Origin of the sequence: Amaricoccus macauensis (genome assembly GCF_014201905.1) — a bacterium.
GTDB classification, from domain to species: domain Bacteria; phylum Pseudomonadota; class Alphaproteobacteria; order Rhodobacterales; family Rhodobacteraceae; genus Amaricoccus; species Amaricoccus macauensis.
In genome coordinates this window covers 268,139-281,133 of the sequence record NZ_JACHFM010000003.1, presented here as the reverse complement: position 1 = coordinate 281,133, position 12,995 = coordinate 268,139, and the positions used below count along the sequence as shown (strand labels likewise).

Below are 12,995 nucleotides of genomic sequence, written 5' to 3'. Positions count from 1 at the left end.
CTCCCCCGTGTCCTGCCGGAGACGGCGACCGTCTCAGCGGTTCCGCCACATTGATCGCGCCACGGGATTCCCGTACACCTGCGCGGCAGTGCGAGAGGGGACCCGCCAAGCCATGACCAAGACCTGTGACGTCGCGATCCTCGGCGCGAGCGGCTATACCGGCGCCGAGCTGGTGCGGCTGATCGCGACGCATCCCGGCATGCGCATCAAGGCGCTGACCGCCGATCGCAAGGCCGGCCAGAGCTACGCCGAGGTCTTCCCGCACCTGCGCCATCTCGACCTGCCGCGGCTCACCACCATCGGCGAGCTCGACACCGGCGGCATCGATCTCGCGTTCTGCGCGCTGCCGCACGCCACCAGCCAGGAAGTCATCGCCGGGCTGCCGCGCGACCTGAAGGTTGTCGACCTCTCCGCCGACTTCCGGCTGAAGGATCCGGCGGTCTACGAGAAGTGGTACGGCCACCCGCACCTCGCGCTCGATCTGCAGGCGGAAGCCGTCTACGGGCTGACCGAGTTCTATCGCGACGAGATCAAGGGGACGCGGCTCTGCGCCGGCACCGGCTGCAACGCCGCGACCGGGCTCTATGGCCTGCTGCCGCTGCTCCGGGCGGGGGTCATCGACCCTGACGACATCATCATCGACCTCGCGACCGGCGTCTCGGGCGCGGGCCGCTCGCCGAAGGAAGGCTCGCTGCACGCCGAGGTCTCCGAGGGCTATCACGCCTACAACGTCGCCAAGCACCGCCACCTCGCGGAGTTCGATCAGGAGTTCTCCAAGGCCGCCGGCCGCAAGGTCGAGGTGACGTTCGTGCCGCACCTGCTGCCGCAGAACCGCGGCATCCTCGCGACGATCTACGTGCGCGGCGAGGGCGAGGCGGTGCACAAGGCGCTGACCGAGGCCTATGCGGGCGAGCCGTTCCTGGTGGTCCTGCCCTACGGCGAGGCCCCGGCGACGCGGCACGTGCGTGGCTCGAACTTCGTCCACCTCGGCGTCATCCCTGACCGGCGGCCGGGGCGGGTCATGGTGTTCTCGACCCTCGACAACCTCACGAAAGGCTCGTCGGGTCAGGCGCTGCAGAACGCGAACCTCATGCTGGGCCTGCCCGAGACCATGGGCCTGATGGCGGCACCGCTCTTCCCGTGAAGCGGACCCTCGTCCGCATCCGCCGCTGGTTCCGCGTCCTCTGGGTCGCAGCCGACCGGTTCAACCGGAACGATGGCTCGCCGATGGCGGGCTTCATCGCGTTCTCCTGCCTGCTCTCGCTGTTTCCGTTCCTGATCTTCGCGGCGACGCTCACCGGCATCCTCGTCGGAGCCGAGCGCTCGGACTCGATCATCGAGGCGATCTTCGACATCGCCCCGGAGCACATCGCCCGCACCCTCGCCCCGGTCGCCGAGGAAGTGCTCTCGAAGCAGTCAAACGAAGTCCTGACGCTCTCGGCGCTTTTCGCGATCTGGGTCGCGTCCGGCGCCGTCGAGGCCTTCCGCATCGCCTTTGACCGGGCCTACGCCGTGCCCGACCCGCGCGGCATCATCCACAACCGCGCGCTCGCCATCGGCCTCGTCTTCATCGGGGCGGCGGTCGCGGCGCTCCTCGGCGTCTCGATCCTCTTCAGCCCGCTGATCCTGCATTTCCTCACCAACGTGCTGATGATCCCGGTGCCACCGGCCGCGGGGCTCATCACCTATATCTTCGGCATCCTCGTCTTCATCGGGTTCCTGCTCATCATGCACCGGCTGCTGCCGGGCCGGCACATGAAGAACTCGCGCCTCTGGCCGGGCGTGCTGATCACCACGGCGCTCTGGGTGACGATGGCGGCGGGCTTCTCGATCTATCTCACCTACACGCCCACCTACTCGGTCACCTATGGCGCGCTGGCGGGGGTTATGATCACGCTGATGTTCTTCTATCTGACCGGCGCAATCATTATATATGGCGCTGAGGTCAATGCCGCCCTCAACCACTTCGGCGATCCATGAGGGACAAATGGCTGTCGGACTGAAGAAACGCCGCCGTATCCAGCTCGTCATCGCCGCCGGCGTCCTGCTCGCCGCCGCGACCGGCCTCGTCGGCTACGCCATGCGCGACGGCATCGAGTTCTTCCGCAGCCCGAGCCAGGTCGCCGCGGCGCCGGTGCCGGACGGCGAGCGCTTCCGTCTCGGCGGTCTCGTGGCCGAGGGCACGGTTGTGAAGGACGGTGGCGAGGTCCGCTTCGAGGTGACTGACGGCGGCGCCACTCTGCCGGTGGTCTTCAAGGGCATCCCGCCCGATCTCTTCCGCGAGGGTCAGGGCGTGGTCGCGACCGGCGAGATCGAGAGCGGCACCTTTGTCGCGAGCGAGATCCTCGCCAAGCACGACGAGAACTACATGCCGAAGGAAGTGGCCGACGCGCTGAAGGATCAGGGCCTCTTCCACCCGGACGACGCGGCCGGCGCAAAGCCGGGAAGCTGACCCGCCGCCCGCGCAAAGCCGTCCGCGCAAAGCGGCGTGAGCGCGGCCCGGGCGTCGAGCCGGGCCACGGAGACGGTCCTCAGAAGATGAAGTCCTGGACCTTGTAGGCGGACGCGGCAACGCCCGCGTCGTCGATCGCCACCTGGAACTCGATCGCGGCATCGTTGTCCGTGTTGCCGTTCAGGATCGTCTGGCTGCCGGAGGTCGTCATCCAGAGATGGCCCTTGGTCTTCGCGGTTCCGAAGATCCAGTCCTGTATCCCGGACCTTGTGGCGTCCGCATCGAGACCAGAGACGTCGAACATGTCGCCGGCCGCGGCCCCGGCCCCCTCGTACGCCGCCGCCCCGTCTCCCGCGAGGATCGTGTCCCGCGCACCCGGCGCAGAGGTGTTCGCCGAAAAGGCAAAGACGTCGTTGCCGGTGCCACCGAAGAGCCTGTCCGCCCCACCCCCGCCCACGAGCCGGTCGGCGGCGTCCATCCCGTGCAGCTCGTTCGCGCCGGAGCTTCCGAGCAGGGTGTCGGCGCCCCAGCCAGTCGTGGCGTTCTCGATCGAGGTGAGCGTCTCGGAGGGCAGGCCCTGACCGGGAAAGGTCACGGTCTGGGCCGCGAGGTTCACGTTCACTGAACCGTTCATCGAGGTGTAGAGGATCGTATCGGTGCCGGCACCGCCGTTCAGGATGTCCGTCCCGTCGCCACCGTCGAGGGTATCGTTCCCCGCTCCGCCGAAGAGACCGTCGTTGCCGATGCGCCCCGCCAGCAGATCTTTGCCATTGTTGCCGCTCAGGACATTGTTGGCGGCATCCCCGATCAGGATGTCGTTGCCCGACCCGCCCTGCACGTTCTCGATAGAGACGACTGTCTCGGCTGGCCAGTTCTGGCCGGGGAACGTGACGACGCCGTTCGTCAGATCGACGCGCACCGGCGTCGTATTGCTGTTGTAGGACACCACATCGGTCCCGTTGCCGCCATCGAGGTAGTCCGCCCCGGCCCCACCATCGAGCGCGTCGTTGCCCTCTCCGCCATAAAGCGCGTCGGCGCCGTCACCGCCGAAGATCGTGTCGTTTCCGCCCGCGCCGTCGATGCCGTCAGCGGAACTCGTTCCGTTGATCGTCTCGCTCCACTCCTCGCCGTAGCCGATGGAGGCGTACAGCAGGTAGGAGCCGGCCCGGGAGGAGTAGGCTCTGGCGTCCAGATAGTAGGTGCCGGTGTATCCGGCCGTGTACTCAATGTGTGAATCCAGATAGTCCCAGTCATCATTGGACGCCAGCAATGAGCCAGAAGAATTCCGAAGGTAAAGGTAGGGATCACTCAGAGATCCGTTGCCGCTACTCTGCCCGAACTGATCGAACCCATAGGTCAGCCCGGCAATCAGACTGACCGAGAAAACATCGCTGTCGTAAGATGTCTCGATGACACCTGAGGCGCTGCCTCCGGTCGTGAGACGGCCGAGAGTTCCGGCCCCGTTGTAGTAATTTCTATAGTCGTCTGCCATGACGTCCTCTATTCTTGACGCATATTCAAAGATATTACCGGCGCAGAAGGCCTTATCCATCCGCGCTTTACTCTATCGACCACACTGGAATCGTCACATCTCTCGAACTTGTATTGAAAGCATGCCGCCCTTCGACAGCAAAGAGAAATATGTAATATTAACTGCGCTTCCGCAGGGCAGGACCGGAGCTCCGGTCCTGCGGTCCCGCTGCGGGCTTCACGGACAATCCCATGCGACGCCGGACCTCACAGAATGAAGTCCTGGACCTTGTAGGCCGAGGCAGCCACGCCGGCGTCGGCGATGGCCAGCTGGAACTCGATCGCCGCGTCATTGTCGCTGTTGCCGTTCAGGATCGTCTGGGTGCCGGACGTCGTGACCCACAGATGGCCCTTTGCGTGCGACGTGCCGAAGAGCCAGTCCTGCACCCCGGCCTTGCTGGTATCGGCGTCAAAGCCCGAGACATCGAACCTGTCGCCGGCCGCGGCCCCTGCCCCCTGGAACGCCGTCGCCCCGTCTCCCGCCGAGATCGTGTCCCGAGCGCCCGGCGCAGACGTGTTGGCGGTAAAGACGAAGACATCGTTGCCGGTGCCCCCAAAGAGCTTGTCGGCGCCACCGCCGCCAACGAGCCGGTCCGCCCCGTCCATGCCGTGCAACTCGTTCGCGCCGTTGCTGCCTGTCAGGGTATCGTTCCCCCAACCGGTCGTGGCGTTCTCGATCGAGGAGAGGGTCTCCGCCGGCCAGCCCTGCCCCGGAAAAGTGACGCTCTGGGACGCGAGATTGACGCTCACCGGGGTGGTGTTCGAGGTATAGATGATCGTATCGGTTCCGGCGCCGCCGCTCAGGATGTCGGTCCCGTCGCCGCCATCGAGCGTGTCGTTGCCCGACCCGCCGAACAGACCATCGTCGCCAACCCGACCGGCCAGCAGATCATTGCCGTTGTTGCCGCTCAGCGCGTTGTTGGCCGCGTCGCCGATCAGGATGTCGTTGCCCGACCCGCCCTGAACGTTCTCGATGGCGACGACCGTCTCCGAAGCCGCGCCCTGCCCGGGGAAGGTCACGACGCCGTTCGTCAGATCGACGCGCACCGGGGCGGTGTTGCCGGAGTAGAACACCACGTCGATCCCCGCCCCGCCGTCGAAGTGGTCGGTGCCGCCCGCGCCGTCGAATGTGTCGTTGCCCGCATTGCCGTAGAAGCTGTTGGCCGCGCCGTCGCCCACGAAGATATCGTTGCCGGAGCCGCCTTCGGCATTCTCGATCGAGATGACGGCCTCCCCCGGCAGCGCCTGCCCGGGAAAGCTGACCATGCCGGCGGCGAGATCCACCCGGACCGAGAGGGTGTTGGCGCCGTAACGCACCGTATCGCTGCCGGGACCGCCATCCATCGCGTCCCGCCCGTCCCCGCCGTCGAGCGTGTCGTTGCCGCCTTCGCCCACCAGACTGTCGTCGCCCGCGCTGCCCAGCAGAACGTCGGCTCCCGCGCCGCCGGACAACGCGTCGTTGCCCGAGCCGCCATCAAGCGTGTTCGCCGCTTGGTTGCCAAAGATCACATCCGCACCGCTGCCGCCCGTCGCATTCTCGATGAGGGATCGCAGATCGCCCTCGTGGAGCAGCGCGTTGAAGACATTGCCACGGGCATAGTGGCCATCGCCGAGGTACGCGATCTGCGACGATGAGAGTGTCGAATACCCGCCCGGCGACAGATCGACATGGAGGTTGGTGGTGTAGTTCGAGAGATCGTAGGTATCCGACCCGCCGCCATCCCAGATCGTTTCGAACACCCGGTTGCCGCCCGGCGTGATCGCCTCCGCGCCATCCACGTAGGTCGCGCCGCTGGTCGGGCTCCAGGAGTAGACCGTATCGCCCGAATTCGTCTCGTAGTCCGCCCCGTAGAGGTATTGCAGGGCAGCGATGTCGTACATCATGTAGGTCTGGGCGTAGCCCCAGGTCTCGTTGGAGTACCCGGTGTAGCTGTCGCCGACGTAGGAGCTGTACGTCATGACCGAGAACTCCATGGAGTTCGTGGCGGACGGCAAGCTCCCGAAGTAAGTGGTTTCCTGTCCGTGCTTCAGGCCCAGCGCATGGCCGGTCTCGTGCATGATGGCGTGATAGTGGTAATTGGCCTCTATCGGGTTTGATCCCGAGTAGCCGTACCACGAGTCCCCACCGTAGATTTCATTCGATGGATAGTAGGCGTAGGCCGTGGGCGCGGCGCTGCTGTTCGCGTAGCGCAGCGTGCCGGCGCCGTTGCCGGTCCCGGCATAACTCATCTCGAGATCGGTCAGTCCCTCCACAGAGAAACCGGCGTAGGCTGGCGCGCCCTCGCCCTCAAGCACGCGCTGCGCCGTGGCGACCTGCGTCGTGCTGAACATCGAGAACCCGTCGACCGAGTAGCCGACATCGGCGAGTTCATCGGGGAAACTGTAGCTGATGTCGAGCGTGGCCCAGCGGACACCGCGGAGCTGGCCATCGATCCGCTGATCGCCGCTCGCTCCGACGGAGACGATGGTGGACTCGGTGCCGTTCTCGACCGGCTGGTCGAGAGCTTCGGGCGCGAACCGTGCAATGGACATGATGAAGATCTCTCATGGGTCGGGATCGACCTTCCAACCACGGACCCATCGTTTCGGGGGGATTTTTGCTGACGCCGGAACCGCTTTCAAGCGGCTCCGGCGCCAGCGCGCGTCAGAGAATGAAGTCCTGGATCTTGTAGGCCGAAGCCGCGACGCCGGCGTCGGCGATCGCCACCTGGAACTCGATCGCGGCGTCGTTGTCGTTGTTGCCGTTCAGGATGGTCTGAGTGCCGGACGTGGTCATCCAGAGATGCCCCTTGGTCTTCGCGGTTCCGAAGATCCAGTCCTGTATCCCGCCCTTGGTGATGTCCGCGTCGAAGCCCGAGACGTCGAACCGGTCTCCGGCCGCCGCCCCCGCCCCCTGGAACGCCGTCGCCCCGTCGCCCGCGAGGATGGTGTCCCGTGCTCCCGGTGCCGAGGAGTTGGCCGTGAAGACGAAGACGTCGTTGCCGGCGCCGCCGACGAGCCGGTCCGCCCCGCCCGCGCCGACGAGCCGGTCCGCCCCGTCCATGCCGTGCAGCTCGTTCGCGCCGCTGCTGCCGGCCAGAGTATCGTTCCCCCAGCCGGTCGTCGCATTCTCGATCGACTCGAGGCTCTCCCCCGGCCAGTTCTGCCCCGGGAAGCTCACGCTCTGCGTCGTGAGATTCACGTTCACCGAGGTGGTGTTGGCTGTGAAGATGATCGTGTCCGTGCCGGCCCCGCCGCTCAGGTAGTCCGTCCCGTCCCCGCCATCGAGCGTGTCGTTCCCCGCGCCGCCGTAGAGCTCATCGTTTCCGATGCGTCCGGCGAGCATGTCATTGCCGTTGTTGCCGGTCAGCACGTTGCCGTCGAAATTGCCGATCAGGATGTCATTCCCCGACCCGCCCTGCGCGTTCTCGATCGAAACCACGGTTTCGGCCGGGTAGTTCTGCCCCGGGAAGGTGACGACTCCGTTGGTCAGATCGACACGCACGGGAGTGGTGTTGCTGGTGTAGAGCACCGTGTCGGTGCCGACTCCGCCGTCGAGGTAGTCCGTGCCGCCGCCGCCATCGAGGACGTCGTTGCCATCATTGCCGTAGATCGTGTCGGCGCCGTTCATCCCGCGGATTTCATTGTCGCCGTTGCCACCGTCGATCCAGTTGGATGCTGCATTTGCAACGACATGGCTACTATAGTAATAACTGTACCAATACCCGTACATACCATCTCTAACAGAGATATTCTCGACGTTTTCGCCCACGACATACGTTTGCTCGTATTCAAAGTTTATACTAACACTGTCGACTCCCTGACCGGCCGACTCGACAATTATTTCGTTACGGCCACTAACTTCGTAGTGATCGTTACCGGTTCCTCCTGATAGAGTTGCGTTGTAATTTGCGGATAGCGTATCGTCGCCGGAAAGTCCGTATAGCACTCCACTATACCAGCCAGCTGATATATTATTAGCGTCGGAATTTCCGTATACAGTTACATTTCCGTCAAGTATAGTACTCTCTATATTCGAAGACACCGTCCAGTTGGACGACGCATACACTGTATCTGACCCGGATCCGGCATTTTCAATCACGGTATCTCCGGTATTGACACGGTAACTGTCGTTCCCGGCGCCGCCACTTAATACGTCGGAACCACTCTCTCCGGCCAACATGTCATCACCATCTCCACCGACGAGAGAGTCGTTGCCGTCGCCTCCGTAGAGGCTATCATTGCCCCCGAAACCGCTCAGCAAGTTGTTGCCACCGTTCCCGGTGATGTTATTGGCGAGTTCGTTTCCAACGCCGGAAAGCCCGTTGCGACCGGTCAGGTAAAGTCGCTCAACGTTGTCCCCCAGAGTGAAGCTGATCCCCGAGTAGACTGTGTCATAGTAGCTTTCATTCGACGTCTCGATGACGCGGTCACCGACATTGTCGACGTAGTAGGTGTCGCCGCCCTCACCACCGTCCATTGTGTCAGCGCCAAGGCCGCCGTTCAGAATGTCGTTCCCCGTTTCGCCGAACAGCGCGTCGGATCCATCTCCGCCGTTGAGGGTATCGTTGCCATCATAGCCGTAGATGGTGTCGTTACCCGCCCCACCGTCCATCGAGTCGTCACCGCCGAAGCTGCCCGCTGAGTAGTCGTCGAGCAGATCGTTGCCATCATTGCCGAGCAGCGTGTCATCGCCTGCGCCGCCATACAGGCTGTCGTTGGTGGCGCCGCCTGACAGATAGTCGCGCCCCCCGTTTCCGAACATGACGTCATAGAAACCATAGACGTAGTCGCCGTCCTCAGTACCGTAGTAAGTCGCCATCTCGTTGTCCTCCCCTCGCGCCGGCCGGCAATCGGGCGCACGTCACCTGCAGCGATCAAAGCCCCACCCAAAGGCCCGGCATCGCTCGAAACGCAGCGTCGTGATTGGGCCCGGCGAGACCGAAATGCGTGCCGGGCCTATGCCATCTTTCACAAATCCGAGAAGCGGGGAAGCGGGATTCCGCCGATCCGCCGGAGATTGCGCGCGGTGATCGGGCAATTTGGCGAACAACCCCGGGAACTGCCGCAAACACTCCAGGAACGTGCTTTTTTTGCTGATGAATGAAATCGTTGCCGGTTGCTCTGTCGCAGGCTGGGGCGGCAGGCTCAGCGAGCCCTGCGCGCGATCACCCGACTCGGGCGAGCCAGGGGAAGGTCTCGAGGAGCCAGAACGACATGCTGCTGAATCCGCCGGTCAGCATCAGGATGCCGACGACGACCAGAAGCACGCCCATCACCCGCTCGATCGTGGCCATATGCGGCTTGATGCTCTTCATGAGCCGCATCGCCCGCCCGAGGAACACCGCCGTCAGCACGAACGGGATCCCGAGGCCGAGCGCATAGGCGCCCATCATCATCATGCCCCGCCCGGTCGAGTCCTGCTGCATGGCAACCGAGAGGATCGTCCCGAGCACCGGCCCGATGCAGGGTGTCCAGCCGAAGGCGAACGCGAGCCCGAAGACATAGGCGCCGAGCAGCGTCCCCGGCTCGGCCCCGGCCTCGAGCCGCGCCTCACGCGCGAGGATCGGCACGCGGATCACCCGCAGGAAGTGCAGTCCGAAGAGGATGATGACGATCCCCGCCACGATCGAGAGCTGCCGCTGCCACTCGAGCAGCGCCCGCCCGAGAGCCGAGGCCGCGAAGCCCATCATCAGGAACACGGTCGCGAGCCCGAGGACGAAGAACACCGCCGCCGTCACCACCCGCCCGTCGCGACGCTCGGTGTCCTCGAGCCGCGATCCGGCCATGAATGCCAGATAGGGCGGCACAATCGGCAGCACGCAGGGCGAGAGGAAACTCAGAAGGCCCGCCGCCGTCGCGACGAGGAGAGCGGGCGCGAGCGAGGCGTCCCAGAGGCTGATTCCGAACATGCGCAGCAATTCCCGGCCGAAGTCGCCGGCACCCTATAGGCTCAGGGTTCCGGCGTCATCCCGACCACACCTCAAATTGACGTGGCCGGCCGGGAAAGGTAGCGGGACTGAATGAGTTCCGTCCCTGACCTCGAGATCGACGCCCGCGGCCTGCTCTGCCCGCTGCCGGTGCTGAAGGCCCGCCGGGGCCTCCTCGGCCTGCCCGAGGGCGCGCTGGTCCGCCTGCTCGCCGACGACCCGGCCGCGATCCTCGACGTGCCGCACTTCTGTGCCCAGACCGGCCACGACTTCCTCGGCGACGCGGCCCACCCCGAAGGCGGCCGCGCTTACCTGATCCGCCGTGGCCCCGACCAGGGTCACGTCACAGAATGAAGTCATTCGCGGTGAAGGCTGGCGGCGCGGTATTCACCTCGTCGATCGCAACCTGAAACTCGATCGCGGCATCGTTGTCGGAGTTGCCGTTCAGGATCGCCTCGGTGCCGGACTTCGTCACCCACAGGTGTCCCCGGGCGTGCGATGTTCCGAAGATCCAGTCCTGCATTCCGGCCGCCGTCGTGTCGGCATCAAGCCCCGAGACGTCGATCAGGTCGCCGCCCGGCTTGCCCGCCCCCTCGAACGCCGTCCCACCCTCTCCGATCTTGTCCCGGGCACCTGGCATCGAGGTATTCGCGGTGAAGACGAAAATGTCGTTCCCAAGCCCGCCTCTCAGCAGGTCGGCACCGCTGCCGCCCTCCAGTCGGTCCGCGCCCCAGTCACCGACGAGCGTGTCCGCACCGCCACCGCCGTCGAGCCGGTCATCTCCCGAGCCAGCGACGAGGGAGTCCGCGCCGCCACCGCCTGTGAGCTGGTCGGCCCCGTCACCGCTGTGGAGCGCGTTCGCAGCCGCGGTGCCGGTCAGGGTGTCAGCACCCGAGCCGGTGGATGCGTTTTCGACCGACGTGAAGTGTTCCGAAGGCCACGGCTTTCCCGGGAAGCTCGCAATCCCGGTGACGAGGTTCACGTTCACCGGCGTGGTGTTCGACGTGTAGAGCACCGTATCGCTGCCCGCCCCGCCACTGAAGCTGTCGGTGCCATCGCCGCCCTCGAACACATCGTTGCCGCCGGCGCCGTCGAAGGTGTCGTTGCCGGCGTTTCCGACGAAGCTGTTGGCCGCGCCGTTGCCGATGAAGACGTCATTGCCCGAGCCGGTCTCTGCACCCTCGACCGAGACGATGGTCTCCGAGGCCCAGCCCTTGCCGGGGAAGCTCACCGTTCCGGCGATCAGATCGACCCGGACGGGCGTGGTGTTGGAGGTGTAGAGCACGATATCGCTGCCCCTGCCCCCGTCCAGGTAGTCCGTCCCGTTGCCGCCATCGAGGAAGTCGTCGCCGTAACCGCCATGAATGGTATCGTTGCCACCCATGCCGTGAATGGTGTTGCCGCCCCGGCCACCAAATACAAGGTTGGACAGATCGTTCGCGGCGGCCTCGCTGTCTTCGTAGATAAAATCATTGTATCCGTTGATGTAGCTATAGTCGTCAAATATGTGAAGCGTTTCGACATTTTCTTCCAGAAAATACTCTGTGTACCGGTCGCCATAGCCGAAGTCCCGGTACGCCGTGTCGTTTCCGCCATCCGCGGATTCGATGATCCTCGTGCTGTTGTCGTTCACAAAGTAAGTGTCGTCACCTTCGCCGCCGACCAGCGTGGCGTTTTCTCCACCCCGAAGAGTATCGTTGCCCGCTAGCCCATAGAGCGTGCCGCCATTGCGCCGAGCGTCCAGGTCATTGTCGGCACCGTTGCCGTACCCGGTAGCTGCCAAGGTCAGTACAAGGTTCTCGAAGGCATCCGCCAGCCTCCAGTCGAGCGAGGCGGCAACCCTATCGGTCCCGCCGTCCGCATCTTCGACAAGCACGTCCGCGTCGTCCGCGTCGTCCGTGACCACGTACTCGTCGTCGCCGGCACCGCCTGTCAGGATGTCGGCGCCACTTCCGCCGTTGAGCACGTCATCGCCGGCGCCGCCTGTCAGCGTGTCTGAGCCCGCGCCGCCACTGAGACTTTCGCCGCCGTCACCGCCGCTCGAGATCACATCGTTCCCGCCGTCACCCGCCAGGAACCCGTCGCCGACAAGCGTATCGTCACCGTCGCCACCATGGACTTGACTGAGCCCTGCAAAATTATGGATGTAGTTGTTTCCGGCGTTCCCGAAGATATCTGATAATTCCTGCCCACCCCCATCGACGGAGAGGTCTTCGGTCCCCGTCAGCATGAAGTAGCGGATGTTGGCCGGCACCACGTAGCTGACGCTCGAATAGATGACGCCCCAGCCATAGGACTCGCGGACCACGTCTCCGATGTTATCCACGTAGTACGTGTTGCCAAACGGATCTTCCCGATTGCCCTCAGTGCCGACCATCGTGTCGGCCCCCGCACCGCCGTCCAGCGTGTCGGGCCCGTCGCCCCCGACCAGAGAATCGTTGCCGTTCCCGGCCCTCAGCGTGTCCTGGCCAATGCCGCCGAACAGCGTGTCATTTCCGTTGCCGCCGTCGAGCGAGTCATCACCGGCGCCGCCGTCCAGATAGTCCGCTCCGCCGTTTCCCAGGATCGTGTCCACGCCGGCGCCCGGGAGCGAGCCGGCGGGATTGGCGATGACTCCGGCGGAAATCGAGCCCGGAACGATGCGATCAGCCTGACCGGTCCCCGTGAACATCGGCATCAGTTTTTCCCCCTCTCAGCCAGAAAACGCCGCACCGACGACGAGGCCCGCGCCAGCTTGCGGCGACAGCCGGCGCGGGTATGGCTCAGAGAATGAAGTCGTCGGCCGTGTAGGCTGACGCCGCCACCCCGGCGTCGGCGATCGCCACCTGGAACTCGATGGCCGCGCCCGGAAACGATCCTGGCGGATCCGCGATGACTCCTGCGGAAATCGAGCCTGGTACGACGTAGTCGCCCCCATCGGTCCCCGTGAAAGTCGGCATGTTGCACCCCCAGGAATGAACCGGGTGGACGACTGCGAAACTGTGCTGCGAGCGACGCGGGAAGCCGTTGACCTCCCCCCGGTCACGGTTCCGTGAGTCTTGATCCCCCCGGACGAATATCTTACCGCGTTTTCAACGTATACGGTAATGGAATCTAGCGTCGAC

Annotated in this window: 10 protein-coding genes; 4 read left to right on the top strand and 6 right to left on the bottom strand. The window is 64.7% G+C overall.

Annotated features, from left to right (window positions below; translation table 11 throughout):
• The first annotated feature begins 112 nt into the window (after positions 1-112).
• From argC to ccmE, 3 genes are read left to right on the top strand one after another with little or no spacing between them, the layout of a single operon-like run.
• The gene (argC, locus tag HNP73_RS15185; protein WP_184151450.1) at positions 113-1,144 is read left to right on the top strand and encodes an N-acetyl-gamma-glutamyl-phosphate reductase; all 1,032 of its coding nucleotides are present in this window, start codon (positions 113-115) and stop codon (positions 1,142-1,144) included.
• Positions 1,141-1,980: a YhjD/YihY/BrkB family envelope integrity protein gene (locus HNP73_RS15180; RefSeq protein WP_184151447.1), complete on the top strand. Its 840-nt coding sequence runs from the start codon at positions 1,141-1,143 to the stop codon at positions 1,978-1,980. Before argC ends, HNP73_RS15180 begins: the two co-directional genes overlap by 4 nt.
• A 7-nt stretch (positions 1,981-1,987) precedes the next feature.
• Complete coding sequence (gene ccmE, locus HNP73_RS15175; protein ID WP_184151445.1) at positions 1,988-2,452, top strand: cytochrome c maturation protein CcmE; 465 nt, start codon at positions 1,988-1,990, stop codon at positions 2,450-2,452.
• A 79-nt stretch (positions 2,453-2,531) separates the two neighbouring features.
• Here ccmE and HNP73_RS23700 read toward each other — a convergent pair whose 3' ends face one another.
• From HNP73_RS23700 to HNP73_RS15155, 4 genes are all read right to left on the bottom strand, one after another.
• A complete protein-coding gene (locus tag HNP73_RS23700; protein ID WP_281379265.1) occupies positions 2,532-3,944 on the bottom strand; it encodes a calcium-binding protein in 1,413 nt (470 codons plus the stop codon).
• A gap of 245 nt (positions 3,945-4,189) precedes the next feature.
• Positions 4,190-6,514 carry a M10 family metallopeptidase gene (locus tag HNP73_RS15165; protein WP_184151438.1) on the bottom strand — a complete coding sequence of 775 codons (2,325 nt, stop codon included), beginning with the start codon at positions 6,512-6,514 and terminating at the stop codon, positions 4,190-4,192.
• 112 nt (positions 6,515-6,626) lie between these two features.
• Positions 6,627-8,783, bottom strand: coding sequence for a calcium-binding protein (locus HNP73_RS15160; protein ID WP_184151435.1), 2,157 nt, complete (start codon positions 8,781-8,783; stop codon positions 6,627-6,629).
• A gap of 346 nt (positions 8,784-9,129) precedes the next feature.
• Positions 9,130-9,873: a cytochrome c biogenesis CcdA family protein gene (locus tag HNP73_RS15155; protein ID WP_184151432.1), complete on the bottom strand. Its 744-nt coding sequence runs from the start codon at positions 9,871-9,873 to the stop codon at positions 9,130-9,132.
• Between the two features lie 111 nt (positions 9,874-9,984).
• Here HNP73_RS15155 and HNP73_RS15150 point away from each other — a divergent pair, with 111 nt between their 5' ends.
• A complete protein-coding gene (locus HNP73_RS15150) occupies positions 9,985-10,245 on the top strand; it encodes a sulfurtransferase TusA family protein (protein ID WP_184151429.1) in 261 nt (86 codons plus the stop codon).
• On the opposite strand, the gene HNP73_RS15145 is transcribed toward HNP73_RS15150, so the two are convergent.
• Complete coding sequence (locus HNP73_RS15145; protein ID WP_184151426.1) at positions 10,235-12,568, bottom strand: beta strand repeat-containing protein; 2,334 nt, start codon at positions 12,566-12,568, stop codon at positions 10,235-10,237. The genes HNP73_RS15150 and HNP73_RS15145 overlap by 11 nt on opposite strands.
• 85 nt (positions 12,569-12,653) lie before the next feature.
• Positions 12,654-12,830: a hypothetical protein gene (locus tag HNP73_RS15140; protein ID WP_184151423.1), complete on the bottom strand. Its 177-nt coding sequence runs from the start codon at positions 12,828-12,830 to the stop codon at positions 12,654-12,656.
• Positions 12,831-12,995 lie beyond the last annotated feature (165 nt).